Annotated in this window: 22 protein-coding genes and 1 tRNA gene; 14 read left to right on the top strand and 9 right to left on the bottom strand. The window is 66.2% G+C overall.

What is annotated here, in order from left to right; genetic code table 11:
* Positions 1–288 precede the first annotated feature (288 nt).
* A complete protein-coding gene (locus tag SP6_RS03925; protein ID WP_037568221.1) occupies positions 289–987 on the bottom strand; it encodes an SDR family NAD(P)-dependent oxidoreductase in 699 nt (232 codons plus the stop codon).
* Positions 984–1,739: a YaaA family protein gene (locus tag SP6_RS03930; RefSeq protein WP_007404462.1), complete on the bottom strand. Its 756-nt coding sequence runs from the start codon at positions 1,737–1,739 to the stop codon at positions 984–986. Before SP6_RS03930 ends, SP6_RS03925 begins: the two co-directional genes overlap by 4 nt.
* Before the next feature lie 169 nt (positions 1,740–1,908).
* On the opposite strand from SP6_RS03930, the gene SP6_RS03935 reads away from it, so the two are divergent.
* Positions 1,909–3,195 (top strand): tetratricopeptide repeat protein, encoded by a 1,287-nt coding sequence (locus SP6_RS03935; protein WP_007404352.1) that lies wholly within the window; start codon positions 1,909–1,911, stop codon positions 3,193–3,195.
* 253 nt (positions 3,196–3,448) lie between these two features.
* Here the strand turns inward: SP6_RS03935 and SP6_RS03940 are convergent, their stop codons facing one another.
* Complete coding sequence (locus SP6_RS03940; RefSeq protein WP_007404259.1) at positions 3,449–3,916, bottom strand: Lrp/AsnC family transcriptional regulator; 468 nt, start codon at positions 3,914–3,916, stop codon at positions 3,449–3,451.
* A gap of 192 nt (positions 3,917–4,108) precedes the next feature.
* Between SP6_RS03940 and SP6_RS03945 the strand changes: the two genes are divergently transcribed.
* Both SP6_RS03945 and SP6_RS03950 read left to right on the top strand, forming a co-directional pair.
* A complete protein-coding gene (locus SP6_RS03945) occupies positions 4,109–5,953 on the top strand; it encodes a sensor histidine kinase (protein ID WP_007404289.1) in 1,845 nt (614 codons plus the stop codon).
* 2 nt (positions 5,954–5,955) lie between these two features.
* Positions 5,956–6,957, top strand: a complete 1,002-nt coding sequence (locus SP6_RS03950) for a polysaccharide deacetylase family protein (RefSeq protein WP_050794141.1) — start codon at positions 5,956–5,958, stop codon at positions 6,955–6,957.
* Between the two features lie 35 nt (positions 6,958–6,992).
* Here SP6_RS03950 and SP6_RS03955 read toward each other — a convergent pair whose 3' ends face one another.
* Positions 6,993–8,036, bottom strand: coding sequence for a mannose-1-phosphate guanylyltransferase/mannose-6-phosphate isomerase (locus SP6_RS03955; RefSeq protein WP_007404386.1), 1,044 nt, complete (start codon positions 8,034–8,036; stop codon positions 6,993–6,995).
* Positions 8,037–8,188: 152 nt separating this feature from the next.
* Between SP6_RS03955 and SP6_RS03960 the strand changes: the two genes are divergently transcribed.
* From SP6_RS03960 to lepA, 7 genes are all read left to right on the top strand, one after another.
* Positions 8,189–9,577 carry a TIGR03013 family XrtA/PEP-CTERM system glycosyltransferase gene (locus SP6_RS03960; RefSeq protein ID WP_007404487.1) on the top strand — a complete coding sequence of 463 codons (1,389 nt, stop codon included), beginning with the start codon at positions 8,189–8,191 and terminating at the stop codon, positions 9,575–9,577.
* The gene (locus SP6_RS03965; protein ID WP_128130611.1) at positions 9,574–11,595 is read left to right on the top strand and encodes a tetratricopeptide repeat protein; all 2,022 of its coding nucleotides are present in this window, start codon (positions 9,574–9,576) and stop codon (positions 11,593–11,595) included. Before SP6_RS03960 ends, SP6_RS03965 begins: the two co-directional genes overlap by 4 nt.
* A gap of 46 nt (positions 11,596–11,641) precedes the next feature.
* Entirely contained in the window at positions 11,642–12,460 is an 819-nt protein-coding gene (locus SP6_RS03970) for an ATP-binding protein (protein ID WP_007404257.1), read from the top strand.
* A 120-nt stretch (positions 12,461–12,580) separates the two neighbouring features.
* Positions 12,581–12,657: transfer RNA gene (locus tag SP6_RS03975), tRNA-Pro, on the top strand.
* Between the two features lie 72 nt (positions 12,658–12,729).
* Positions 12,730–13,281, top strand: a complete 552-nt coding sequence (pnuC, locus tag SP6_RS03980; protein ID WP_007404349.1) for a nicotinamide riboside transporter PnuC — start codon at positions 12,730–12,732, stop codon at positions 13,279–13,281.
* Positions 13,278–13,805 (top strand): AAA family ATPase, encoded by a 528-nt coding sequence (locus SP6_RS03985; protein WP_007404457.1) that lies wholly within the window; start codon positions 13,278–13,280, stop codon positions 13,803–13,805. The genes pnuC and SP6_RS03985 overlap by 4 nt, the downstream gene beginning before the upstream one ends.
* Positions 13,806–13,843: 38 nt before the next feature.
* Entirely contained in the window at positions 13,844–15,655 is a 1,812-nt protein-coding gene (gene lepA, locus SP6_RS03990) for a translation elongation factor 4 (protein ID WP_007404479.1), read from the top strand.
* A 43-nt stretch (positions 15,656–15,698) separates the two neighbouring features.
* Here lepA and SP6_RS03995 read toward each other — a convergent pair whose 3' ends face one another.
* Positions 15,699–16,022, bottom strand: coding sequence for an AraC family transcriptional regulator (locus SP6_RS03995; RefSeq protein WP_082052419.1), 324 nt, complete (start codon positions 16,020–16,022; stop codon positions 15,699–15,701).
* 87 nt (positions 16,023–16,109) lie between these two features.
* The gene (locus SP6_RS04000; RefSeq protein WP_007404340.1) at positions 16,110–19,520 is read right to left on the bottom strand and encodes an autotransporter family protein; all 3,411 of its coding nucleotides are present in this window, start codon (positions 19,518–19,520) and stop codon (positions 16,110–16,112) included.
* 224 nt (positions 19,521–19,744) lie between these two features.
* On the opposite strand from SP6_RS04000, the gene modA reads away from it, so the two are divergent.
* From modA to SP6_RS04015, 3 genes are read left to right on the top strand one after another with little or no spacing between them, the layout of a single operon-like run.
* Positions 19,745–20,467, top strand: a complete 723-nt coding sequence (gene modA / locus SP6_RS04005; protein ID WP_007404469.1) for a molybdate ABC transporter substrate-binding protein — start codon at positions 19,745–19,747, stop codon at positions 20,465–20,467.
* 7 nt (positions 20,468–20,474) lie between these two features.
* The gene (gene modB, locus SP6_RS04010; RefSeq protein WP_037568173.1) at positions 20,475–21,164 is read left to right on the top strand and encodes a molybdate ABC transporter permease subunit; all 690 of its coding nucleotides are present in this window, start codon (positions 20,475–20,477) and stop codon (positions 21,162–21,164) included.
* Positions 21,154–21,759 carry an ATP-binding cassette domain-containing protein gene (locus SP6_RS04015; protein ID WP_007404281.1) on the top strand — a complete coding sequence of 202 codons (606 nt, stop codon included), beginning with the start codon at positions 21,154–21,156 and terminating at the stop codon, positions 21,757–21,759. The genes modB and SP6_RS04015 overlap by 11 nt, the downstream gene beginning before the upstream one ends.
* 5 nt (positions 21,760–21,764) lie before the next feature.
* Here SP6_RS04015 and SP6_RS04020 read toward each other — a convergent pair whose 3' ends face one another.
* From SP6_RS04020 to SP6_RS04030, 3 genes are all read right to left on the bottom strand, one after another.
* Entirely contained in the window at positions 21,765–24,008 is a 2,244-nt protein-coding gene (locus SP6_RS04020; protein WP_007404419.1) for a glycoside hydrolase family 3 N-terminal domain-containing protein, read from the bottom strand.
* Positions 24,009–24,085: 77 nt separating this feature from the next.
* Complete coding sequence (locus tag SP6_RS04025) at positions 24,086–24,880, bottom strand: hypothetical protein (protein ID WP_007404300.1); 795 nt, start codon at positions 24,878–24,880, stop codon at positions 24,086–24,088.
* An 87-nt stretch (positions 24,881–24,967) separates the two neighbouring features.
* Positions 24,968–25,858, bottom strand: coding sequence for a DMT family transporter (locus tag SP6_RS04030; protein ID WP_007404333.1), 891 nt, complete (start codon positions 25,856–25,858; stop codon positions 24,968–24,970).
* Between the two features lie 123 nt (positions 25,859–25,981).
* Between SP6_RS04030 and SP6_RS20795 the strand changes: the two genes are divergently transcribed.
* Entirely contained in the window at positions 25,982–26,155 is a 174-nt protein-coding gene (locus SP6_RS20795; RefSeq protein ID WP_007404280.1) for a hypothetical protein, read from the top strand.
* Positions 26,156–26,188: the final 33 nt, after the last annotated feature.

The raw sequence follows: 26,188 nt of genomic DNA on the forward strand, positions 1-26,188 counted from the left end.
AGCCCAGCGCAACGCCCCTGACCACCCCCGCGCGACCCATTCGCGCCGTGCCGACATGGGGAAAGGTCAGCGCGCAAAAGAGGCGGCGGGGGCGGGCCCGATGCATCTGCTTCCCCCCTCGGCAGCAGGGTTTCGGGGCTTGGGAGTCGCTGGTCGCCAGCGGGAGTAAAGGCGACCAGCCCCGCCCTTATGGGGGCACGGCGGTTTCGGGCGAATGTCGCGGATGTTACGATATTGTAATCTGAATGATAAGTTGGACGGCGCAATTCTCGTGGGTCCGGGGAAGGATTATGGCTGGACCTCCTTACCCTCCCAATCGAACAGCTTGCCGCTGTCGGGCGCCCTCAGTCCATCGATCACGTCGAGCAACTGCACCGCCGCGCGAGCAGGATCGAACAGGCCGCCGGGGCGGACATTGCCTTGGAACGGCTTGGACAGGGCGGTGTCGACCGTGCCGGGATGCAGCGCGACCACGATCGAGCGATCGTTGCGCCGCTTATGCTCGATGGCGAGCGTACGGATGAACTGGTTGAGCGCGGCCTTGGACGCGCGATAGCCATACCAGCCGCCCATGCGATTGTCGGAGATCGACCCCACACGGGCCGACAGTGCCGCAAAGATCGTCTTGCCGGTCCGTGGCATCAGCGGGAGGAGATGCTTGGCGACCAGCGCCGGGCCGATCGCATTGACCGCGAAGTTGCGCGCCAGCCATTCGGGCGAGAGCTGATCGATCGCCTTTTCGGGGCCATGCTCGCCATCATGCAGCAGGCCGGTCGCGACGATCACCAGATCGGGGGCGGGGCCCTGTGCGATCCGCTCGGCGGCGGCGACAATGCTGGCTTCATCCTCGATATCGATATGCGAGTCACCGCTCATCGCCCGGCCGAACCGGGCGACGGTGACGCCTTCTTCTTCCAACGCATCGGCTAGGGCGCCGCCGATCCCGCCCGAGGCACCGATGATGATCGCCCGCTTCCATTCGCTCATCGCACGAACCTCCATAGCGTCGGCGTGCTTGCCTCGGCGTCGAACGCATAACCGTCGCTATCGAAACCGCGCATCGCGTCGGTATCGGTAATGCGATGCTCGACCATCCAGCGCGCCATTGCGCCGCGGGCCTTCTTGGCATGGAAGCTGATGAAGCGGTCGCCTTCGCGGAAATCGACGGCGATGACGCGGGTCGAGGGCGGCAGCTTGCCGTCCACCGCATGCCAATATTCCTGGCTGGCCAGGTTCAGGATCGTGCCCGACCCTTCCGCCTCGACCTCGTCCGCCAGCCGCTTGGCGATGCGGTCGCCCCACCAGTCGGTCAGCTTGTCGCCGTCCGATCCATCTCTATGGGGCGCCCAGCGCGTGCCCATTTCCAGCCGATAGGGCCGCATCGCGTCGAGCGGGCGGAGCAGTCCGTACAAGCCCGACAGCATCCGCAGATGATCCTGCGCGAACAGCACCGCCGGCTCGTCGAGCGTCTTGGCCTCCAGCCCGGTATAGACGTCGCCGGCAAAGGCGAAGAGGGCGGGGCGTTCCGGTCCATCGGCAAAGTCCCGAAAACGCTCGGCATTGAGCTTGGCGAGGGCAGGCGAGATGCGCATCAACGCAGACAGCTTCTCCTCGCCCAGTCTGGCGGCGGCGGCGGCGAGCGTATCGGCCTCGGTCGCGAAATGCGGCCGGGTGGAGGTGAGGGGCGGGAGCGGGCTTTTATAGTCCAGCGTCTTGGCGGGGGAGATGACGGCAATCATGATGGCCCGCCCGCTAGCGCCGGGAGCGTTCGCGTTCAATCCGCGTTCAGCGGTTGATGGATAGGGGGTAAGGCATCATTGCTTTGCTTGAACGGGGCGCTGGCTGTCCCTATCAAGCCTGCCATCGACGATCCCGGACCGACCGGCTCTATTCTTGGAGAGAATTCGCATGAAAATCATACCGAAGCTGGCGCTGGCGGCCGTGCTTGCGACGGGCGTTGGCGGCGTTGCGCTGACCGCGCCGGCCGTGGCCCAGAAGAAGAAGGAAGAAGCCGGCGGTCTGAAGCTGAGCCCCGAGGCGCTGAAGGCGGCGCAGGCGGCCCAGCCGGTGCTCCAGCAGAAGAATTATGCCGCCGCCGATCCGCTGGTGTCGGCGGTCGAGGCCGCTGCCAAGACCGAGGACGACAAGTATATCGCCGCGGCGATGCGCTACGAGCTCGAATCGGGCAAGCTGTTCGCGGCCCAGCAGGCCAATCCGAACGCCCCGATCGACGAGACGACGCTGGCCAAGCCGCTCGACGCGCTGATCGCCAGCCCCTCGACCCCGGCCGCGGACAAGCCGCGCTATGTCTATCGCCGTGGTGCGCTGGCCTTCAACGGCAAGCAATATCCGATCGCGCTGAAATATTTCGAGCAGGCCAAGCAGCTGGGCTATAGCGACCCCAACCTGCCGCTGCTGATCGTCAAGGCGAAGATGGAAGCGGGTGACGTCGCCGGCGCCAATGCCGATCTCGCCGCCACGATCGACCAGATGAACGCGTCGGGTCAGAAGGCGCCCGAGGATTATTACAAATACGCCATCGGCCGCGCCAACAAGAGCAAGATGGTGCCCGAGACGCTGAGCTGGATGCGCAAGTGGATCGCGGCCTATCCGACGGCGCAGAACTGGCGCAACGCGCTGGTCATCTACGGCCTGCAGCCGGGTTCGCTGGCGACGCTGGACAAGAATCAGCGGCTCGACCTCTTCCGCCTGATGCGCGCGTCCAAGTCGCTGGCCGACCAGAATGACTATATGGAATATGCGCAGTATGCGACCGACAAGGGCCTGCCCGCCGAGGCCGCGACGGTGCTGAAGGAAGGCATGGCGACCGGCAAGATCCCCGCCGGTAATGCCACCGCCAAGGCGATGCTGACCGCCGCCGAAGCCAAGAACCGTCAGGAAGGCTCGCTCGCCCCGACCGAGGCACGCGCCAAGTCGGCGAACGACGGCAAGCTCGCCGCGCTGACCGCCGAGGCCTATTATGGCCAGGGCAATTACGCCAAGGCGGCCGAGCTGTATCGCCTGGCGCTGCAAAAGGGCGGCGTCGATGCCAATGAGGTGAACACCCGCCTCGGCATCGCGCTGGCCGCGCAGGGCGACAAGGCTGGTGCCAAGGCGGCGTTCGACGCCGTCCAGGGTTCGCCCCGCGCCGAGCTGGCCGGCTTCTGGAACACCTGGCTCCAGACCCAGGCGTAAGACCGGATCGTCTCCGCGTTTGAGATGCGGGGATATTCGGAAAGGGCCTCGGCGAAAGCCGGGGCCTTTTTGGGGCAGGGGCGTGGCCTTCGACTTCGCTCAGGCCGAACGGGCCGAGTGAGAATGGCCCCACGCCAAAACCTCCGTTCCGCCTGAGCGAAGTCGAAGGCCACGCCCCAACCCGATCGACACAAAAAAGCCGACCATCCTTGACGGAGGGCCGGCTTTCGCACGCACCAGATGGCGCGCCCGATCAATCCGCCTCGATCGGAATCCCCGACACCTGCTTGGCGGTGCGGATGGTCAGCGAGGTCTTGACGCTCGCCACATTGGGCGCGGGCGTCAGATGGGTGGTCAGGATTTCCTGGAAGCTCTTCAGGTCCGACGCGACGATCTTCAGGATGAAGTCGATCTCGCCGTTCAGCATATGGCATTCGCGGACCTCGGGAATGCCGGCGACATGCGCCTCGAACGTCGCCAGGTCATGCTCGGCCTGGCTGCGCAGCGACACCATGGCGAAGACGGTGATCGGGAAGCCCAGACGCGCGGCGTCCAGATCGGCATGATAGCCACGGATCGCCCCGGCTTCCTCCAGCGCGCGGACACGGCGCAGGCAGGGCGGGGCGGTCAGGCCGACGCGTTCGGCGAGTTCGACATTGGTCATCCGGCCATCGGCCTGCAACAGCGCCAGGATTTGCCGATCGATGCGATCGAGCGCCATTACACAATACTCCACATAAAAAGCCGATTCCCTATGCTCTGTCGCGGCTGGATATAAGAAAATTACGCACTACCGCAATTGTCACACAATGCAACGGGGATGCATCGTGATATTTGCAGGTTACCAGTTGGAAGGATAAGGGCGTTAAGTCAGATGGCTGATGGCCATCCGGCCCAAGGAAAAGGGAATTAGGTGCGGTTCGACGACAGCCTTGCGACGATCCTGTCGGCCGACACGGCAACGCCTTTCGGCGCCCAGACCGCCTGGCGGCAACTGGTCGACCTGATGGGGCGTGGCCGCATCCCCGCCGACCCGCCGACACTGGCGCGTCTGGTCGCCTTGCGCGACTCGGTATCGCACGCGACACGTTCGGCAAGCGCGCGGCTGCTCAGCCTGTGCCAGCCCCCCGCCGCCCTGGTCGCGTTCTTCGCTCAGGACGATCTGGCAATCGCGGCACCCGTGTTGCGCATGGCGCAACTGACCGACGCCGAATGGCTCGATATCCTGCCACAGCTCAACCCCCGCACCCGGTCGGTGCTGCGCCATCGGCGTGACCTGTCCGAGACCGTGACGCGCGGTCTGGAGAATTTCGGGCCAGTCGATTTCGTCCTGCCCAACATGGTCGCCGCCAACCCATCGGTTGCCGAACCGGTGGCGCCACCGCGCCCTGTTCCGCCCCTTGCCGTCGAAAGACCCGAGGACGCGACGCCACAGCCTTGGCCGATCGCGGCGCCGTCCGCGCCCGTGCCCGAAGTAACAGAGGAGGTGCAGCGCCCACCTCTGTCGGTGATGCTCGATCCCGTGCCGACCCAGGCGGCGACGCCCTTCGTACCGCTGGGGCAGGTGGCGCGCAGCCTTCCCTTCATGGCCGAGGCCCTGCGCCATGCCCCGTCGCCCGCCGCCCCGCCGCGCTATGAGATCGCCGATCTCGTCGCCCGGATCGACGCGTTCAACCAGCGTCGCGAAGAGGTCACGGGTACGCCCCACGCCAATGCCGGCCCTGCACATTTCGACTTCGAAACCGATGAGCGCGGCCTGATCCTGGGCGTCGATGGCGTGGCGCGTGGAGCCTTGGTCGGCGTCAGCATCGCCGCGACCGTCGCCCAGGGACTGGCCCAGTTCGACGGGGTGGGGATGGGTGCCTTTCGCCGCCGCTCGCCGTTCCGCGATGCGCGACTGGAAATTGGCGGGGCGTCCGACGCGGCCGGGTCATGGCGCGTTTCCGCTGCACCCTATTTCGACTCCCTTTCAGGATGCTTCCTCGGCTATCGTGGCAGCGGGCGGCGGCCACGTCGCGACGAATGCGCCACCGTCGCACCGACCGAGAGTGTCGCGGATGCCGCCTCGTCGGATTCGCTGCGGCAGTTGGTTCACGAACTGCGCACTCCCGCCAATGCGGTGGCGGGCTTTGCCGAGTTGATCGAAAGCGAATTGCTGGGCCCCGTCGCACCTGTCTATCGCGACCGTGCCACCGCGATCCGGTCCATGGCATCCGATCTGCTGGCAGCGGTTGAGGATCTCGATACCGCGGCACGGATCGAGGGGCATGTGCTGGAGCTTCGCCCCACCAAGATTTTGCTGGCGCCGCTGATCCAGCGCCTGCTGGGCGAATTGCAGCCGCTCGCCGAACTGCGCCGGGCCGAAATCCGGTTCGAGCCGCCGGCGGCGACGATCGCGGCCTTGGCCGATGACCGCGCGACCGAGCGGCTGATCGCCCGGCTTTTCTCCGTGCTCCTGTCCAATTGCGTCGTCGGCGAGCGCCTGACTGCCAGCCTGACCGAAGAACAGGGCATGGCTAGCCTGCGGATCGACCGTCCCCTGGCGCTTGCGATCGAGACCGAGGCCGCGCTGCTGAGCGATGCGGGCGACGAGGAACAGCGTGAGGGTGCGCCGCTGCTCGGCACCGGCTTTTCCTTGCGGCTGGTCGACAAGCTGGGGGCCGAGATGGGCGGCGGCCTGACCATCGGGCTGCACCGGGTGGCCTTGAGCCTGCCAATGGGCGTGGATCAGCGCGCAGGGCAGGCGTCGACGCGCTGACCGTGTCCGTGCCGGCCCGACCCTGGCGCCCCGAAGCTCCCAGCGCTGCCGAACGGATAGGCTGGCCGGCGGCGTTCGGGACGCGGTTTCTGGTGACGGTCGATGTCGAGGAGGAGTTTGACTGGTCGGCCCCACTCGACCGGCGGCACCGGGCGACCTCGGCGATGCGGGCCTTCCCCAAAGCCCATCGGCGTTTTGCGGAGGCGGGGGTCGGGCTGAACTGCATGGTCGATTATCCCGTGGCGGTCGACCCGGTCGCGGTCGCCATATTGTCCGAATGTCTGGATGATGGCCGGTCCGAAATTGGCGCGCAGCTCCACGCCTGGGTCACGCCGCCGCACAGCGAGGTCGTCGATCCGGTGACCAGCCATGCCGGCAATTTGCCGGTCGCGCTGGAGGCGGCGAAGCTCGACCATCTGACCGATGCCATTGCCGGGGCTTTTGGCACGCGCCCTCGCACCTTTCGCTCGGGCCGTTATGGTGTGGGCCCCGCAACTCTCAAGCTGCTGGCCGAGCGCGGGTACCGGATCGACAGCTCGATGCGCGCGCTGCACGATTATGGCCGGACCGGTGGCATGGATTTCCGTGCGATCGACGCCCATGGATTTTGCCGGGATGGGATGATCGAGCTGCCGCTGACCAGCGTCTATACCGGTCTGCTGCGTGGCGCAGGGCACCGTCTCCACGCATCGGCGCGTCGATTGCCGCATGGGCGCGGCGTGCTGGCGCGGCTGGGATTGCTATCGCGGATACCGCTGACTCCGGAGGGGGTAGGGCTGACCGATGCATTGGCCGCGATCGATCGCGCGCTGGCGGACGGCGTCAGGCTGCTGACCTTTTCCTTCCATTCGCCGACGCTGGAGCCCGGCCATACGCCCTATGTCCGCACGACGCGGGATCTAGAGGCTTTCGATCGCTGGTGGGATGCGGTGTTCGAGCGTCTGGCGCTGCGCGGCGTCGAACCCGTAACGGTCGGTGAGATATTATCCGCTTTGGCGGAATGACGGGGGCGGCCGATCCGGCCACCCCCCTTTACGTATCAGCGCTTCATCGCTTCGATCAGCTTCTTGACGTCCTGGCTGCGCCCGCGCGGCAGGATCAGGATGTCGTCGCCGCTCGCCACGACGATCAAATCCTGGACGTCGACGGCGGCCACGCGCACCCGGTCGGTGCGGATCAGGCAGTTCTTGGTGTCGATCGCCAGCACTTCGCCGCGATGCGCATTGCCGAAGCCGTCGAGCTCGCTGATCGCATGGAGCGCGTCCCAGCTACCGACATCGTTCCAGCCCATGGCGACAGGCACGACCGCCACACGGTCCGCGCGTTCCATCACGGCATAGTCGATCGAGTCGGACGGGCAGTTGCTGAACTCGGCCTCGTCGGGGAAGACGCGCTTGCCCTCATGCTTGGCGGCGCGCATCGCCTTTTCGGCGGCGACGAGCATTTCCGGCGCATGTTGGCCCAGTTCCTCCAGATAGCGATCGGCACGGAACAGGAAGATGCCGCCATTCCAGGCATAGTCGCCCCGCGCCAGCATCGCCTCGGCGCGCTCCAGGCGGGGTTTCTCGACGAAGCGGGCGACCTGATGGACGCCCTTGGCGATTTCGCGGCCGACCTGGATCCAGCCATAGCCGGTCTCGGGCTTGTCGGGCGCGATGCCGAAGGTCGCCAGCCAGCCCTGCGAGACCATGGGCAGCGCGGCATGGATCGCGGCATGGAAGGCGTCGAGGTCGGCAATGACATGGTCGGACGGCATGACCAGCATGACATCCTCGGGCTTGGCGGCGAGCGCGGCGAGCGCGATCGCCGGCGCGGTGTTGCGTGCGACCGGCTCCAGGATCAGCGCCTGTGGCGGCGTGCCGGCCTCGGTCAGTTGCGTCTCGACCAGATCGGCATGCCGCTGGCCCGCGACGACGATCGGCGCGGCGAATTCGTTGGATGCGGTACGTTGCGCCGTCAGCTGCAACATGGTTTCATCCGAGGTCAGCGCGAGCAGCTGCTTCGGCATTTCCGGCTTCGACATCGGCCATAAGCGCGTGCCGGACCCTCCGGACAGGATGACCGGTACGATCTGATTGTGCATATTCGCCCCTTCCTATGCCCTGTCACCAAAAACCGGGCGACACGGCTCTCTACAACGCCGCATAACGCATATCTTCACGCTTCGTTTGTCATTCTCTGCAAAAATTGGGACAATTGGTGAGAAAGCACTGGCCGGGTACGATTGATCGGTAGATGATCCGTCTGTTCAAACACTATGTCCCGCATGCCGTGCTGCTGCTCGGGCTGGTCGATTTCGTGCTGCTGATGGCGGCGGCGGAACTCGGCTGGTCGATGCGGGCGTGGCAGATCGGCTATCCGGCCGGGCACATGGTCGAGCATCTGCCCCAAGTGCTGAGCTTTGCCGTGCCGCTTCAAATCGCGCTCATGGCCGTGGGCGCTTATGCCGCCGCGTCGTTCCTGTCGCTGCGCTTTGCCGCTGCCCGGCTGCTGGTGGCGATCTCGATGGGCGTGATCCTGCTATCGCTCATCTATTTCTTCTTCCCCGACCTGACCTATTGGCGTTCCAGCCTGTTTTTCTCGATGGTTATCGCCGTCGTGCTGCTGGTCGTCGTTCGCGGCTTGCTCGGCCGATCCCTGGGGGGTGACCGGTTCAAGCGCCGGGTCATCCTGATGGGGGCCGGCGAGCGCGCGGCCCGGATCGCGACGCTGGCGGGGCAACCGGGTTGCAATTTCCTGGTGGCCGGGGTGATCGCGATGAACGCCGACGAGACGGCATTGCCCCAGGCGATCCCGCGTTCGGCGATCCCCAATCTGCAGGGCTTCGTCATCGATCACCGCGCGACCGAGGTGGTGCTCGCGATCCAGGAACGGCGCAACGCCTTGCCCTATCAGGACCTGCTCCGCGTCCGCACCGCTGGCGTTCAGGTCTCCGAACTGTCGAGTTTTCTGGAGCGGGAGACGGGGCGGATCGACCTCGCCTCGGTCAGCCATAGCTGGTTGATCTTTTCCGATGGCTTCGCCTCCGGGCGCATGTGGTCGGCGATGATCAAGCGGGCCTTTGATATCACGGTCAGCCTGTTGCTGCTGGTGATTGCCCTGCCGGTGATCCTCATCACCGCCATCGCGATCCGGCTGGAGTCCAACGGACCGGCTATCTACCGGCAGCGGCGGGTGGGGCTGTACAATCAGCCTTTCGAAATTCCCAAGCTCCGCTCGATGCGCCAGGACGCTGAACTGGGGGGGCAGGCGGTATGGGCCGAAAAGGACGATCCACGCATCACGCGCGTCGGCCGCTTCATCCGCAAGGTGCGGATCGACGAACTTCCCCAGATTTGGTCCGTCCTGCTGGGTGAGATGAGCTTTGTCGGCCCGCGTCCGGAGCGCCCGCAATTCGTGGAGCAGCTCGAGCAGCAGATCCCCTTTTATGCCGAACGACACATGGTCAAACCCGGCATCACCGGTTGGGCCCAGCTCAACTATCCGTATGGCGCCTCGATCGAGGATGCGCGGCACAAGCTGGAATATGATCTCTATTACGCCAAGAACTACTCGCCCTTTCTCGATGCCCTGATCCTGGTTCAGACCCTCCGCGTCATCCTGTGGCCATCGGGCGCACGGTGAGCGCGGCAGAGCCCGTCCATCGCGGACGCGACCGACGCGCCGCGCAGCCTTATCCGATGATGCGGCGCAAGCGGCGGATCTGGCGGCGACGCTCGATCCGGCGTCGGGCGCGCCTGATTGCCATTCTGGCCGTGATCGCCTTGGGGATGATTGGGCTGGCCTATCTGTTGCGCGGCGGCGAGCCGCCCGTCGATCCGGCTGTAGCTCTGCGCAACGCCGCGGCGGCCCTGCAAACCGGCAATTATCACGCCGCACATGACCAGGCTCGGCGCGCTGCCATCGCCGCGCCCGGATCGCGGGCGGCGCAGATGACGCTTGCGCGCACCAGCCTGTTGCTGGAGGAAGGCGTTGCCGCCGAGGCGGCGTTGGACCGGGCCATCGCCAATGGTGTCCCGGTGGCGCAGACACTGGCGATGCGCGCCGAAGCGCGGCTGCTGCAGGGCAATCTGGCGGGCGCACAGGATGCCGTGGCGAAGATGCCGCCGGTGCGTGACGCGGAGATGATCCGTATCGCTGCCAAGGTCCGGGCCGCGCAGACGAGCGGTGGCGCCGCAATGCGCGCCACGCTCCAGCAACTGGCGACCGCCCATCCCGATGACGCGGCCATATGGACCGACCTGGGTCGGAGCCGTTTCGGGGCAGGGGACATGGCCGGTGCCACGCAAGCCGCTGCGCGGGCCGTGGCGCTGGCGCCGGCCGACCCTCGCGCCCTGACCCTGCAGGGGGAGATCGTCCGCGCCCGTTACGGGCTGGCGGCCGCTCTGCCCTGGTTGCGGCAGGCCCTAGAGCGGGATTCCTATTATCACCCAGCGTTGATCCAATATGCCGCGACGCTCGGTGACCTGGGCCGGGCGACTGACGCGCTGGCGGCGACCCGTACCGCTTTGGTGTCGCGTCCGGGCAGCCCGGAAGCTTTTTACCTGCAAGCCGTAATCGCGGCGCGCGCCGGTCGATATCCGCTGGCCGAAGGGCTGTTGCAGTTGACGCGCGGCGCCCTGGCCCAGCGACCGGCCACGGCGATGCTGGAAGGCGTAATTGCGTATGCCCAGGGCCGACCTCAAAAGGCGGCGCGCGCCTGGGGGCGGTTGGTGACGATGCAGCCGATGAACATCGGCGCGCGACGTCTGCTGGCGGCTGCCCAGATCGGCACAGGCGACCGGTCGGCGGCGCTCGCCACGCTGCGCCCGATTCTCGCACGGCCCGATGCGGACGGCTATGCGCTACGGCTCGCGGCGATGGCACTGGCCGGCGGGGGGGATAGCGCCCCGCTTGTCGATCGAGCCGCCCAAGGCCGGCGCGGCGATTCGACGGTCTTCCGCCCGGATCGACCCTTGGCGGATCTGACCCAGGGAGCGGCGGGGGCGCCGACCGATCCGACCTATGTGCTGGGCGTCCTCCGCGGGCTCGCAAGTCAGGGAAATTGGGGTGCCGCCATAGCCCGCGCCCAAGCTCTGGTCCGCGCCACACCGGGAGCGCCTGCGGCACAGATGGCCTATGGCGACATGCTAGCGCTGGCCGGTCGGTCGGGAGAGGCGGTGGCACCCTATGCACGCACCGCGGACCTGACATTCGACGAGCCGGCAATGCTGCGCCTGATCGACGGCTATGTCCGTACCGCCAGGCCAAAGGACGCGGCGGTTGCGCTCGGCCTTTATGTCTCGCAAAATCCGCAAAGCGTGTCAGCGCGGCGATTGCTGGGGCAATGGCAGCTTCAGGGCGGCGAGTGGGACGCGGCGATCGAGACGCTTGAGGGTCTGCGCAGCCAATTGGGTCCGCGTGACGTCGTACTGCTACGCGATCTCGCCTTGGCCTATGCGGGGGCGGGCGATGCCGTGGTGGCGCGCCGCTATGGCGCTGCGGCCTATCGCCTTGCCCCGATGAACGCCAAGGTGGCGGATGCATTTGGCGTTACCTTGGCGGCGGCGGGCGAGGCGGATGGCGCCCGGCAGTTGTTCGACAAGGCGCTGGCCCTGTCTCCCGGCAATCCGGCGATCATCGCCCACCGCGACGCACTCTGAACCGGCGCGCTTTGCAGTCTGGCGCGGGCCGCCTAAAAGGCGCGTCATGACCGAGCTTTCCACCGCCGCGTTGGAGCGGATCGCCGCCGCCCTGGAGCGTCTTGCCCCGGCAACACCTGCCTCCGCCGATCCGTTGGCCAGTCCGGCCTATCTGTGGCGCGGCGAGGTCTTGCAGCCGGCACGCGGCTTTTCGCCCTTGCCGCTGGCGATGTTGCAGGGGCTGGATCGGCAGCGCGATGCGTTGCTCGCCAATCTGGAGCGGATGGCCGATGGCCATGCCGCGCAGGACGTGCTGCTCTGGGGCGCACGAGGGACGGGCAAGTCGGCTCTGGTCAAGGCATCGGTCGCCGCCGTTCAAGCGACGCGGCCCGGCCGGCTGGCGCTGGTTTCGGTCGATACGCTCGACAGCCTACCGGCCTTGTTCGCCCAGCTGGAAGGGGTCGACAGGGCCTTCGCGCTGTTCATCGATGATCTTGGCTTTGACGAGGCCGGAGAGGCGCGTCGGTTGCGATCCCTGCTCGATGGTGGGGCAGAGGCCCGCCCCGCGCATGTCCGCCTGCTGGTGACCGCCAATCGCCGCCATCTGCTGCCGCGCGACCTCAGCGAACAGGACAGCGCGATCAACCCGCGCGATGTGGTCGATGATCAACTGGCTCTGGCCGATCGCTTCGGCCTCAGTCTGGGTTTCCATGCGCTCGACCAGGACGGCTATCTCGCCATCGTCCGTGCCTATACGGATCGCCACGACCTGCCGTTCGACGGGGCGGAGGCGGTCAACTGGGCGACCCGGCGAGGCAGCCGTTCGGGGCGGGTGGCATGGCAATATATCGTCGATCTGGCGGGGCGGCTGGGCCGCGCGCTGTGAGGAATTTTCGTTTCGCGTGAAAAACCTCTTGCACCCATCCGAACCGCTGGCTATTGGCGCGCCTCCAGCACGGATCGGCCTTCCCGATAGGCCGTCAGACAGCGATCCGTACTCCTTAGTCGGGGAGTAGCTCAGCCTGGTAGAGCACTGCCTTCGGGAGGCAGGGGCCGGAGGTTCGAATCCTCTCTCCCCGACCATACTCGCCGTGACACGGCTTAGTCCATCGACAATGAACGGCCCTGAAGGGCGGCCCGGCGTGACCGGGTGACATGACCTTGCTGGAATCCATCGCATTCGTTCTGGGCGTCGCGAACGTCACGCTCGTCGTGCGGCGCAGTCTTTGGAACTATCCCATCGCGTTGGTCATGGTATCGCTCTATGGCCTGCTGTTCTGGCGCGAACGGCTTTACAGCGATGCCGCGCTTCAGCTCTTCTTCTTCGTCATCAACCTTTATGGTTGGATCGTCTGGCGCCGTAGCCTTGCGGAGCAGGGGGCGGTGCGGGTCGAGACGCTGACGCTCCGTGCGCAGATGGCATGGGTGGCGGGTATCGCCACCGCCGCTCTTCTCTGGGGTGGGGCGATGGCACACTGGACCGACGCTTCGATGCCCTTCTGGGATGCGACCAACGCCGCCGCCAGTATCGCGGCGCAGATTCTGCTCGCACGGCGGCGGCTGGAGAATTGGCTGCTCTGGATCGCCGTCGATATCTCCTCGATCGCGCTGTACGCGGTGAAGGGACTGATGCTGACCGCGCTTCTCTACGTCATTTTCCTGGGCCTGTCGGTGTGGGGCTATCGCGAATGGCGGGCGCGGGCATGAAGAGTATCTGCCTCCACGGCCCCGAAAGTACCGGCAAATCGACCGTTGGTCCGCGCATCGCCGAGGCCCTGGGCGGGTGCTATCTGTCCGAATATGGCCGCGACTATGCCGAGGCGCATGGCACCGATTTCACCATGGCCGATCTGGTGTCGATCGGGCAGGGGCATGACGCGATGCTGGCCGAAGCGCTGGCGACGGGGCCCTGGCCGGTCATCACCGACACCGATCCGCTGATGACCGCCGTCTGGGCCGACATGCTGTTCGGCGAGCGGGACCCATGGTTTGCGGCGTGGGACCGGCTGTCCGACATGTATCTGCTTTTCGCCCCCGACCTGCCCTGGATCGAGGATGGCACGCGCCTGTTCGGCACGCGGGCGGAGCGGCAGCGCTTCTTCGACCTGTCGCGCGCGGAGCTTGATCGGCGCGGCGTTCCCTACGCGCTCATCGAGGGGCAGGGCGAAAGGCGCTTTGCAAATTGCATGGCCGCGCTAGAGCACTTTGGCATCCGCGCACATCTTTGCTAACGGCTTGCCGAATAGCTTTTCAGGAAACCATTCCACCCGTGTCCACGCCGCTCGACAAGATCCGCAACTTCTCCATCATCGCGCATATCGACCATGGCAAGTCGACGCTCGCCGATCGCCTGATCCAGTTCACCGGCGGCCTGACCGACCGCGAGATGAGCGAACAGGTTCTCGACAATATGGAGATCGAGAAGGAACGCGGCATCACCATCAAGGCGCAGACCGTGCGTCTGGCGTACAAGGCGCAGGACGGCGAAACCTATACGCTGAACCTGATGGACACGCCGGGCCATGTCGACTTCGCCTATGAGGTTAGCCGGTCGCTGGCGGCGTGCGAGGGCGCGCTGCTGGTCGTCGACGCCGCCCAGGGCGTCGAGGCGCAGACGCTGGCCAATGTATATCAGTCGATCGAGCATGATCATGAGATCGTGCCCGTCATCAACAAGATCGACCTGCCCGCCGCCGAACCCGAAAAGGTCCGCGCCGAGATCGAGGACGTGATCGGCATCGACGCCTCGGGCGCCGTCCTGGCCAGCGCCAAGTCGGGCATCGGCATCGGCGACATCCTGGAAGCGATCGTCAAGAATATCCCGGCGCCCAAGGGCGACGCGACCGCGCCGCTGAAGGCGATGCTGGTCGACAGCTGGTACGATCCGTATCTCGGTGTCGTCATTCTGGTACGCGTGATGGAAGGCACCCTGAAAAAGGGTCAGCAGATCAAGTTCATGCAGGCGGGCACCACCCACCTGATCGACCGCGTCGGCTGTTTCCGTCCCAAGATCGAGCAGCTGACCGAATTGGGCGTCGGCGAGATCGGCTTCATCACCGCGCAGATCAAGGACGTGGCGCAGGCGCGGGTAGGCGACACGCTGACCGACGCCAAGAAGCCGACCGAGCAGGCGCTGCCGGGCTTTAAGGAAGTCCAGCCGGTGGTGTTCTGCGGCCTGTTCCCGGTCGATGCCAACGACTTCGAGAAGCTGCGCGAGTCGATCAGCAAGCTGCGGCTGAACGATGCCTCGTTCAGCTTCGAGATGGAAACCTCGGCGGCGCTGGGCTTCGGTTTCCGTTGCGGTTTCCTGGGGTTGCTGCATCTGGAGATCATCCAGGAGCGGCTGACCCGCGAATATGATCTCGACCTGATCACCACCGCGCCGTCGGTGGTGTATCAGATCGAGTTGACCCATGGCGGCGGGCAGATCGACCTGCACAACCCGGCCGACATGCCCGATCCCAACAAGATCGAGTCGATCAGCGAGCCGTGGATCGAGGCGACCATCTATGTCCCCGACGAATATCTGGGCAGCATCCTGAAGCTGTGCCAGGACCGGCGCGGTATCCAGAAGAACCTGACCTATGTCGGCGGCCGCGCGCAGGCGACCTATGAATTGCCGCTCAACGAGGTCGTGTTCGATTTCTACGATCGACTGAAGTCGCTGTCGAAGGGCTATGCCAGCTTCGATTATCACCAGATCGGCTATCGCGAGGGCGACCTCGTGAAGATGTCGATTCTGGTCAACGAGGAACCGGTCGACGCGCTGTCGATGATCGTCCACCGCGGCACCGCCGAGACGCGCGGGCGCGGCATGTGCGAGCGGCTGAAGGAACTGATCCCACGCCACCTGTTCAAGATCCCGATCCAGGCGGCGATCGGCGGCAAGGTGATCGCGCGCGAGACGATCAGCGCGATGCGCAAGGACGTGACCGCCAAATGCTATGGTGGCGACGCAACACGTAAGCGCAAGCTGCTGGAAAAGCAGAAAAAGGGTAAGGCGAAGATGCGCGAATATGGCTCGGTCAGCATCCCGCAGGAAGCTTTCATCGCCGCGCTCCGCATGGGCGACGAGGCGTAAGCGAACCCGGCCCGCTCGCCATAGGGGAGCGGGCCGCAGGCCGTCAGCGCAGCGGCAGGAACAGGTCCGTCACCGCATCCTTTTCTGCCACGTCGGGAAAGAATGATACGCGCTGCGCATAGAGCGGAAAATCGCGCAGCTCCTCACCGCTTTCGGGCAGCCCGTCTCGGTAGAGAAATAGCGCCGCCGGTTCGAGATCGTCGCTGCGCCCGGTGACGCGCAGGACTGCGCACCGTCCGCCGGGGATCAGGCCGGCCACCACATCGTCGTCATTGGGTGCTACCGCCTGCGTCGTCTTGACGCACAGGTCGAGGCGGAAATTGGCGGGCGGAGTGGTGCGCGGATCCCGATTATCCCCGTTCGGCAGACGCCGCTCGACCGATCGTGCGGAGGTGACGGCAAAAGGCCCGCCCGGTTTCCCGGACGGGCCTTTCGATAGTCGACCAGGGGCGGATCAGAACGCGATCTTGATCGTGCCCCGATAGGACTGGTTCTCGACATCCTTGCGTTCGAACGTCGTGTCGGCCCCCAGCGACAGCTGGACGCGGCCTGCGGTGTAGGACAGGCCCAGGCTCGCCTCGCCCCAGTCCTTGTCGTGGCCGGGCAGCGCGAACAGCGCCGACGGGCCGATGCCGCCCGCGAAGTTCGCGCCGAACACGCCCGGACGATCCTGGAAATCATGGACATAATAGGCCGAGGCATAGGGACGGAACGGCCCGTCCGAGCTCAGCATCAGGCCGGCGCGACCCTGGACGCTGTTATAGTCCTGCCGGTCATAGCGCAGGGCGGGGCCGCCGCCCGTTTCGGCGGTGGGGGTGAAGCCCAGATGGCTGACGCGCGCGGCGATGCGCGGACCGATCTTCAGGCCGCCAAAGCCATAGGTCTTGGCCAGCCCCACTTCGCTCGACAGCGCCAGGGCATTGTCGCGCGACCGCAGATTATAGGCGACACCGGCCAGGGACACGTTGCGCTGGGTCCGCGCCTGGAACACGCCCGCGCTGAACTGGCTGTCCAGCGAGAAGCCGCCCAGCTCCGTCTTGCCGTAGAGCGTGCCCTGATAAAGGTCGCCGCGCGCATATTGGCCGAATGAGGTGTCGCCGGTCGTCTTGGTATAGGAGAAACCGAAGCCGAGGATGCTGGCATCGTCCACCTCCGTCTCGATGCCGGTCGCGACATAGAAGCCGTCGAAATGGTCGCGGACACCCGATGCGGCCGTCTGTGGCAGGGCGCGCGCCTTGCCGTCGAGATAGCCGCCCGCCAGGAATACGGCGACATTTTCGGGCAGGACATTCTCACGCATCGACACGCCGCCGCTGTCGGTCGCCATCTGCGCCTGACTGCCCGCCAGATTGCTCATGGCAAGGCTGGCGACCTGCACCGGCTTGCCGATCATGGTCAGCGTACCGCCCAGGCCTTCGCTCGGCGACAGGGTTGCCAGATGCTCGCGGAAGAAGCGCGCGCTGTTGTCGAGCGCCATGGTGCCCTGCGCCCGCTTCAGCGCTTCGGTGGAGGGGGCGAGCCCTTCCAGCGTGGTGCGGATGGTCGACGCCGACTGAAGGTCCAGCGTGCCATAAAGGTTGCTGAAATTGCCCTGGATCGACCGGTTCTGGTCGAGCAGACGCGCATAGGCGGTCTGATAGGGCGTGTTGGCGACGACATTGGCGTAAGCGCCGGCGACGATCCGCGCGGTCACCGCGTTGCTGCTATAGTTCAGCGTCGGCGTCAGGATCGCGCTGAGGGCCGTCGGCGTGTTGAAGCGACCCGAAACGCCGCCGCTCGCGGTCGCGATCGTGTAGATGTCGCCGGCGCGGATCAGGTGCCCGCTGACCGGCGCGAAGCCGACCGAGCCGCCCGCGTTCAACTGACCACCCGTGGTGCCATTGGCGACGACCGCGATCTTGTCCGACGTGCCACCGGGGCCGACATCGATCAGCAGCTGCGTGCCCGAGGCGAGCACGACATTACCGCCGAAGGTCAGCGTACCAATTGTCCCCACCGTGCCGGGGGCGATCACGCCGCCGACGCTGGTGAAGAACGGCGCGTTGATCCGCCCCGTGCCCTGCAGCCCGCCTGCCAGCATCAGATAATCGCCGCCCGAGGTGATCGTGCCGTTATTGGCGATCATGCCCGTCAGCTGGTTGAAATCCGCCACGGTGGTAAGCGCACCGCCGCTGGCCAGCGACAACCGGGCCTGCGAACCGCTGATCGTGAAGCGGTCGACCGTCGCCGCCGAACTCAGCGTCGTGGTGCCTGCGGCCGACAGGGTAACGTCATAATAGCGCGCCGAGACCGAGGCGGTCGGATTGACGTTGTTCGGCACGAAGTTCGTCGCGCCGGGCAGGCCATTGGCCAGCGTGGCGGCGGGCAGGGCGGCGGCGACCGCCGTGCCGCTCGCCTGCGGCTGGTTCTCGGCACCCGTCATGCTGTCGGTCAGCGTGGCGCGGCCGGCCGAATTGGCCTCTCCGCTCAGGCTGCCGGCATCGTCATTCTGCGCCGAGATCTTGCCGGTCTTGATGTTCTGGCATTCCACGCCGTCGCAGACCTCGCCGAACTTGTTGTTCGGATCGTTGGCGGTGCCCACGCCCGGCGAATTGGGAACGCCGTTCACCAACTGGCCGTTCTGGATGATCTGATAGGCCGGGTCGAGCGTCGTCACCCAATGCGCACCGTCTTCCCAGGCGCCGTCACCGGCCTTGGCCGCGGCATAGCGATAAGGGTTCTTGGCGGCGATATAGTCCCAGAAGAGGTAGAGCGGTTGGTAGAAGGACGAGGTGCCGTAGGTGGAAAAGGGCTGCGGCCCAAAGAAGCGGCTGCCGCCCGACAGGACGCCGATTACGACCTTGCGTGCGAAGGTCTGATCGAGGATCAGCGGGCCGCCGGAATCGCCGCCCGCCGTCGTGCCTTCCTTGGGCAGGGGCGCATCGCGGAACAGATTGAAGTCATAGGGGCTGGCCGCCGCCGTGCCCCGCCGGGGATCGTCGAAGTCGAGCTGATAGAGGTTCTGCGGCAGGTTCGCCCCCTGGCCGAACAGCCACAGATTGCGGTCGTCGAACGAGCCGAGCAGGCCGATATAATTCTCGGCAACCCGGCGGCGATAGTCGATGCCGTTGGTGTCGCCCTGATTGCCGACGCCGCTGCGGCCATAGCCGGTCAGTGTGACGTGATAGCCGGTGCCCGTGGTCGGATCGATCGCCGCTGGTGCCGGCAGTGCCGAGAACAGGAGTGCCCAGGTCGGAATGCCGGTCGCCGGCGTGTCGAGCGAGGCGATCGCGACATCGGCTTCCAGGAAGGTCGTGCGCGCCGAGGCCGGGTTCCAGTGGACCTGGTTCACATTGTAGATGGCGTTGGCGGTGTTCGTCTTGAACTGATTGGGGTTGGCGACGCCGCCCAGCGTACTCAGGAACCATTCGCGCACGCCCGGCAGATTGTCGGTCTTGAAGCCGAAGGAGATCGGCGTGCCGCCGCGCGCCGTGCCATAGCTGGCCGCCGCGCTGGAATTGACGCAGTGCGCCGCGAAGATCACGGTGCGCGGGTTGATCAGCGTGCCGGTGCACAGGCTCAGCCCGCCGCCGCTGGCCGCGATGAACATCTGGCCGACGCCGTTGATACCCCCGGCAGTGTCGATCGTGCTGGTCGTGGTGCCGGGCTGCGAAATGACAATCTGCGGCTCATCCACGACGCGCAGGCCGGGAATGGCGCCCATCCGCTCAGGACTGGCCGACTGCGCCTGATCGATCGCCTGTTCGGGGCGAGCCGTGGTTTGCGCCTGCGCCATAGAGGCAAGTGGCAGAGCGAGGAGCGCACTGGACGCGAGCAGTGCGGCACGTCGTCGCGCTCCGCCCATGGATGCGATATCGTAAATCAAGGACCTATCCCCCATTTTGGACGGAACGTGGCTGTTTGCCATTCGCTCCGAAAACGGAGGTTATGTAGGAAATCGTTTTTATACAATTACTAAAGGGGCAGTTGGCGTGTCCTAACGACACCAAACTGCCGAATATGGTGATAACGCTACCCAAGAAAATGGAGATGGGTTAGCCCAAAAACGGGGGAAAACAGCCAATGATAGCGCGTATGATTTTGAGTGGGATGGCGCTGTGGCTGGCATCGCCAGTGATGGCTCAAGAGCGTCCGCCTTTGGTCTTGGCGGCGGCCAGTTTGCAGGAATCGATGAACGCTGCCGCCGATTCGTGGGCGAATCAGGGGCATAAGCGACCGGTGATTTCCTTTGCCGCGTCATCCGCACTGGCGCGCCAGGTCCAGGCGGGGGGCAAGGCCGATTTGTTCGCCTCGGCGGATGAGGAATGGATGGACGTGCTGCAAAAGGATGGGCTGCTGGCGGACCGGACGCGCAGCGCGTTTCTGGGCAACCGCCTGGTGGTGATTGCGCCGGCCGGGCAGGGGGTGCGGGTGACGACGCGTAGCTTGGGCAAGATCCTGTCGGCCGGTCCTCTGGCCATGGCGGATACAGCCAGCGTGCCCGCCGGCAAATATGGCAAGGCGGCGCTGGAGCGGCTAGGGGCGTGGCCGATGGTTGCGCCGCATGTCGTCCGGGCCGAGAATGTACGTGCCGCGCTGGCCTTGGTCGAGCGGGGTGCAGCGCCCTATGGCATCGTCTATGCCACCGACGCCAAGGCGTCGTCGCGGGTCCGCGTGGTCGGCATGTTCCCGGCGGCTAGCCATCCGCCGATCACCTATCCACTCGCCCGGCTGAAGGCCTCGACCAACCCGGCAGCCGAAGGGTTCCGACGGTTCCTGATTTCGGCGCAGGGCAAGGCGATCTTCCGGCGTTTCGGTTTTTCGACTCGGTGAGCGCTTGATGTTGTCGGCCGAAGAATGGGGGATCGTCCGGCTGTCGCTGCTGGTCGGGGGCACGGCGATGCTGGTCACGCTGCCGATCGCCTTTGCCATTGCCTGGGTGCTGGCGCGGGGACGGTTTCCTGGCAAGGTGCTGCTCGACGGCATCGTCCATTTGCCGCTCGTCGTGCCGCCGGTGGTCACGGGCTGGGCCTTGCTGCTCCTCTTCGGGCCAGCGGGGCCGATCGGTGCCTGGCTGGCGCAATGGTTCGGGGTCAGCGTGCTGTTCCGCTGGACGGGCGCGGCGATCGCGGCGGCGGTGATGGCACTCCCCTTGGTGGTGCGCGCGATCCGGCTGTCGATCGAGGCGGTCGATCGGCGATTGGAACAGGCCGCGCGAACGCTGGGGGCGGGGCGCTGGCGGGTCTTCACGACGATCACGTTGCCGCTGTGTGCGCCGGGCGTGCTGGCGGGGCTCGTCCTGGGCTTTGCCCGCTCGATCGGCGAGTTCGGGGCGACGATCACCTTCGTGTCGAACGTTCCGGGAGAGACGGCGACCTTGCCGCTGGCCATCTATTCGGCGCTCCAGCGGCCGGATGGCGAAGCGATGGTGTGGCGGCTGGCGGCGGTGTCGGTCGGCCTGTCGCTGATCGCGCTGATCGCTTCCGAATGGCTGGCGCGGCGGATGGGGCGGGGTCTGCATGTCCTTTGATGTCGCGCTGTCCGTCAGCCGGGGCGAGAGCCGCATCGAGGCGTCGTTCATAACCGGCCCCGGCGCGACGGTGCTGTTCGGCCCGTCGGGGATCGGCAAGACGAGCATCCTTCAGATGGTCGCCGGCCTGCTCAAGCCGGATGAGGGGCATGTGCGGATCGCCGGCGAGACGCTGTTCGATGCTGATGCCCGGATCGACGTGCCATCCGAACGGCGGCGCATCGGCTATGTCTTTCAGGAGCCGCGCCTGTTCCCGCACATGCGGGTGGCGGCCAATCTCCGCTATGGCATGGCGCGGGGCGGTGGCGACTGGGACGGGGTCGTCGCGATGTTGGGCATCGGGCATCTACTCGACCGCTGGCCCCGCACTCTGTCGGGCGGCGAGGCGCGGCGGGTGGCGATCGGCCGGGCGCTGCTCAGCAATCCCCGCGTGTTGCTGCTCGACGAGCCGCTTTCCTCGCTCGATCGCGCGCGGCGGGGAGATATTCTCGATGCGCTGGTCGCGGTGCGTGACCGGACGGGCATCCCCATCCTGATGGTCACGCACGATCCGGAGGAGGCCGAACGGATCGCCACCGCGATCGTCCGGCTCTGAGCGTCTCAGACCAGTTCGAAGCTGCGCTTCTCGCCATCGACCGAGCTGGTTGCGACCCATAGGTCGAACTGGCCGGGCTCGACCACCCAGTCATTCTCACCCCAGAAGCGAAGGTCGTCGCGGGTCAGGCGCAGACGAATGGTGCGCGACTGGCGGGGGTTGAGCAGGACGCGCTCGAACCCCTTCAATTCGCGGACCGGGCGCGTGCGGCTGGCCACCTTGTCATGGATATAGAGTTGGACGACCTCGGCCCCGGCGCGGCTGCCGGTATTCGTCACGGTCGCGGTCACCTCCATGGCGTCGGTCATCTGCGCCGGAACCGTGACGTTGGTGAGGGTGAAGCGGCTGTAGCTGAGCCCATGGCCGAAGGGGTAGAGCGCCTCGTTCTTCGTCTCGCGATAGCGGGCCTTATATTCCTGAGAACCCGTATCGGGCGCGGAGCGGCCGGTATTCTTGTGGTTGTAGAAATAGGGCTCCTGCCCGCTTTCACGCGGGAAGCTGACCGACAGTTTGGCCGAGGGGTTCACATCGCCGAACAGCACATCGGCGATCGCATTGCCACTTTCCGAACCCAGGAACCAGGTGGCGAGGATCGCGGGGGCATCCTTGACCGCGCCGTGCAGCGCCAGCGCGCGGCCATGGCGGAGCAGCACGACCACCGGCTTGCCCGTGGCCGCCACCGCTTCGGCCAGCGCCATCTGCGCGTCGGGCACGACGATCTCAGTCCGCGACTGTGCTTCACCCGACATCAACTGGGTCTCGCCGATCGCCAGCAACACGACATCGGCATTGCGCGCCGCCGCCACCGCCGCTTCGATCCCGCCGGCGATCGGCGCTTCCACGTCCGAGCCCTTGACGACGTCGACGGTCAGTTTGCGGTTGCGAAGCCCCTGCGCGATCGAGACGTTCAGCGTGGCGTCCGACATGAACGCCCAGGTGCCGACCACATTGTCGCGGTCCTCGCCGAACGGGCCGATCAGCGCGATGCGGCCCGGATTGGCCTTGAGTGGCAGGAGGTCGCCTTCGTTCTTCAGCAGCACGATCGAGCGTGCGCCCGCCTCGCGCGACAGTTTCAGCATGCCGGGGGTCGACACCTGGGTCCGCTCGGCCTTCTGGCTGATCGAGCGATAGGGATTGTCGAACAGGCCGATCGCTTCCTTCAGCGACAGGACACGGCGGACGGCTTCGTCCAGCCGGGCCATCGGCACCTCGCCCTTCTCGATCAGATCGGGCAGCCACAGATTGAACAGGTTGGAGGCCATGGCCATGTCCATGCCGGCCAGGAACGCCTTCTTGGCGGCGTCACGGCCATCGGCGGCATAGCCATGGACGATCAGCTCCTCGTCGGCGGTATAGTCGCCGACCACCAGGCCCTTGAATCCCCATTGCCCGTGCAGCAGATCGGTCAGCAGCCACTTATTGCCCGACGACGGTACGCCGTCGATATCGTTGAACGCTGACATGATCGTCGCCACGCCCGCATCGACACAGGCCTTGAAGGGTGCCAGGTGAACCTCGTGCAGCGTCTGCGGCGAGATTTCGGTGAAGTTGTAATCCATGCCGCCACTGACCGCGCCATAGGCCGCGAAATGCTTGGCGCAGGCGGCAACGCTGGTCGGATCGCGTAAGTCGCGGCCTTGGAACCCGCGCATCCGCGCGACGGCGAGCTTGGTACCCAGATAGACATCCTCGCCCGACCCTTCGGCGACGCGACCCCAGCGCTGGTCGCGCGCCACGTCGACCATCGGCGCGAAGGTCCATTGCATGCCCAGCGCCGTCGTCTCGATCGCGGCGGCGCGTGCGGTGCGTTCGGCCAGATCGGGGTCGAAGGCGCAGGCCTCGGCGATGGGCAGCGGATAGGCGGTGCGCAGGCCGTGGATCACGTCGCCCGCGAAGATCAGCGGGATTTTGAGCCGCGTCTCCATCATCGCGTCCTGCGCCGCCCTGGCGCCCGCATAGCCGACGCCGTTGAACAGCATCCCGATCTCGCCCTTGCGGATGCGCGCCAACTGCGCGGCCGCGTCGTTACGGGCGGGCAGGCCGGGGTTGAAGGGCAGGCCGATGGGGCGGATCTGGTCGGAGAAGCAGGACAACTGCCCCGCCTTTTCCGCCGGGGTCATCTGCCGGATCAGGCTTTCGATCCGATCCGACTGCGCGAGCGCGCGTCCGCCCAGGGACAATCCGGCGATGGTGGCGCCGGCCTTCAGCATCTGGCGGCGGTCCAGCTTCGGGGCCGAATGGGGGGACATGAGCGCTCTCCTGCAAGCATGATGATTTTGTCACGCAGCTACCCCCGGTGAGCGCGACGGGCAAGGTGCCGGGCGGCTCAGCGCGGCGGCGTGGCCGGCGGATAGGTACACCACAGAACCTGCGCGACCAATCGGGGCCTGGGACAGGGGTGCTCGGGCAAGGGGAGCGGGCTGCCCGGCTGCCACAGTTTCAGCCGGCGCAACGTCTCGGGCATTTCGGAGTCGATCACGGCCAGCGGATTGCCATCGCCATAGCCGGTGCCGCTGCGATAGCGGAGCACGGGGGCATAGCGGCCATGGCTGTCCATCCGGTTCACCGTGATCCAGAAGGCGAAGGGAGCGTCCGTGGTCGGCTCGGCCGAGATGATGGCGCCGCGAAGCGGACCCTTGTCGAGGAAGCGCACATCCTGGTTGTTGTTGCGGCCCGTGCGCTTGGCATAGACGGGCACGAAGCGCTGGCCGGCGCGGTCATAGGTCAGTGCCATTCGCCCGACGATCTGGTCGCCATTGCCGCCATGCAGGCTGGCGACCTGAACCCAGAGCAACGGGCGGTCCGGCGTGAGGTGGATGATCTTCGCCGCCTCGAGATAATGGGGGGTGTCGAAGACGCTCTTCTCACCTGGCGCCACCAGCATGGCGTCGAGCGCGGGGCGGCAGCTCTTGCCTCCGTCGCGGGTGATGCAGAGGTGGAGGGGGCCCGGCGCCGTGTTGCCGCCGGGGTCTTCGACATCGGCGCCCTGCGTCGTGACCAGCTGCCACCCGGCCGGCAGGTTGAAGGGCCCGGACAGGTCGAGACGCGGCTCCGCCTGCTGCGCCGGCGCGGAGGTCGCCAACAGCATCGTGCCCAGCATGATCGGTAATGCCCACCGCATGGTCCGCCCTCCTGATGCGCCTTTATAGCGGACGGACAGGGCGGCGCGAACGGGAAAGCGATATCTGACGAGGATGTTACTCGGGCGTCAGAACAGGGTCGTGAGAAGAACCCCGCCGATAATCGCGAAGCCGGACAGGATCTGCCGCGCGCCCAGCTTTTCGCGGAACAGTCTGTGCCCGGCCAGAGCGGCGATCGGCGCTTCGATGATCCCCAATGCCCGCACCGGCGCGGCGGGGGACAGCGCCAGTGCGACGAACCATCCGGCCGAGGCACAGGCCCCGCATAGGCCCGCACCCAATGATGGTCGCCAACGGCGCAGGACCTCGGCCAGCGTCGCCGGATCGCGCCAGGCCAGGATCAGGCTGAGCGCGACGGTCTGCATCGCCTGCACCACCGCCACACAGACCAGCGCGGCAAAGACCGGGTGCACCGGATCGAGCGCCAGCGCGGCATGGCGAAAGGCGTTCAGTGAAAAGCCGAAGAAGAGCCCCGAGGCGAGCCCCATCGCCGCCCCGATCAGCGAGGCGCGGCGTTGCTCGGGCGGCGGCCAGGACAGGGCGACCAGGCCGATCGTGGTGATGACGACGCCGACCCACGCCGTGACGCTGATCCGGTCATGATAGACGATGAGGCCGAGGATGGCGGCCAGCGGCAGCGAACTCTGCTGAAGCGCGGTGCCGACCGCGAAGCCCGAACGCTGCATCGCGTCGAGCAGCGCCGCCGTCGCCAGCACCTGCGATGTGGCGCCGACGATCGCCGACAGCCAGAAGGCACCGCCCCAATGGAGATCGGCCCCCGGTACGAAACGATGGGCGAGCGCGACGAAGAGGATGGAAAAGGGCAGGCCGAACAGGAAGCGGACCAGCGTGGCCCCCCAAGGACCCGAGGAGGACATGACGCCGCGTTGCAGCGCGTTGCGCCCGACCTGAAAGACCGAGGCGGCGATCGTGGCGGGTATCCATAAGGGGTTTGTCATGCGGGGCTTTTAGAGCATTTCTGCCGTGGGTGAACCGATGACGGCTTCCGTTCCGCTGCGTAGAGAATGGTTTCCTCACCGCGCCTGCCAGGAACTCGATTTTCATGCCGACGTTGGCCGGCCATGGTCGTATTCGGATGCCTGCTGCTCATCATCCTGCCGCTGGCCGGCTTCGTGATCGGGAGTTACTTCGGCGATGTGGCCGTCGGTATCTGGGCGGCGCTTGGTGGTTTTGGGCTGGCCGTGCTCGCCTGTTCGATCTCGGTCACGGCGTTGGTGAAGGCGCGGAATCGCTGACACCGCCGAAGACACCTGAACGACAAAAGGGCG

This window comes from Sphingomonas paucimobilis NBRC 13935 (genome assembly GCF_000739895.2).
In the GTDB taxonomy this organism is placed as follows: domain Bacteria; phylum Pseudomonadota; class Alphaproteobacteria; order Sphingomonadales; family Sphingomonadaceae; genus Sphingomonas; species Sphingomonas paucimobilis.

What these genes read in the sequence shown, in the direction of transcription:
- SP6_RS04025 (WP_007404300.1), bottom strand. Translation starts at nt 24,880, where the DNA reads ATGCGGTGGGCATTACCGATCATGCTGGGCACGATGCTGTTGGCGACC.
- SP6_RS03985 (WP_007404457.1), top strand. Translation starts at nt 13,278, where the DNA reads ATGAAGAGTATCTGCCTCCACGGCCCCGAAAGTACCGGCAAATCGACC.
- SP6_RS03955 (WP_007404386.1), bottom strand. Translation starts at nt 8,036, where the DNA reads ATGCACAATCAGATCGTACCGGTCATCCTGTCCGGAGGGTCCGGCACG.
- SP6_RS03925 (WP_037568221.1), bottom strand. Translation starts at nt 987, where the DNA reads ATGAGCGAATGGAAGCGGGCGATCATCATCGGTGCCTCGGGCGGGATC.
- SP6_RS20795 (WP_007404280.1), top strand. Translation starts at nt 25,982, where the DNA reads ATGGTCGTATTCGGATGCCTGCTGCTCATCATCCTGCCGCTGGCCGGC.
- SP6_RS03935 (WP_007404352.1), top strand. Translation starts at nt 1,909, where the DNA reads ATGAAAATCATACCGAAGCTGGCGCTGGCGGCCGTGCTTGCGACGGGC.
- SP6_RS03960 (WP_007404487.1), top strand. Translation starts at nt 8,189, where the DNA reads ATGATCCGTCTGTTCAAACACTATGTCCCGCATGCCGTGCTGCTGCTC.
- SP6_RS03940 (WP_007404259.1), bottom strand. Translation starts at nt 3,916, where the DNA reads ATGGCGCTCGATCGCATCGATCGGCAAATCCTGGCGCTGTTGCAGGCC.
- SP6_RS03930 (WP_007404462.1), bottom strand. Translation starts at nt 1,739, where the DNA reads ATGATTGCCGTCATCTCCCCCGCCAAGACGCTGGACTATAAAAGCCCG.
- modA (WP_007404469.1), top strand. Translation starts at nt 19,745, where the DNA reads ATGGCGCTGTGGCTGGCATCGCCAGTGATGGCTCAAGAGCGTCCGCCT.
- pnuC (WP_007404349.1), top strand. Translation starts at nt 12,730, where the DNA reads ATGACCTTGCTGGAATCCATCGCATTCGTTCTGGGCGTCGCGAACGTC.
- SP6_RS04030 (WP_007404333.1), bottom strand. Translation starts at nt 25,858, where the DNA reads ATGACAAACCCCTTATGGATACCCGCCACGATCGCCGCCTCGGTCTTT.
- modB (WP_037568173.1), top strand. Translation starts at nt 20,475, where the DNA reads ATGTTGTCGGCCGAAGAATGGGGGATCGTCCGGCTGTCGCTGCTGGTC.
- SP6_RS03970 (WP_007404257.1), top strand. Translation starts at nt 11,642, where the DNA reads ATGACCGAGCTTTCCACCGCCGCGTTGGAGCGGATCGCCGCCGCCCTG.
- SP6_RS04020 (WP_007404419.1), bottom strand. Translation starts at nt 24,008, where the DNA reads ATGTCCCCCCATTCGGCCCCGAAGCTGGACCGCCGCCAGATGCTGAAG.
- SP6_RS04015 (WP_007404281.1), top strand. Translation starts at nt 21,154, where the DNA reads ATGTCCTTTGATGTCGCGCTGTCCGTCAGCCGGGGCGAGAGCCGCATC.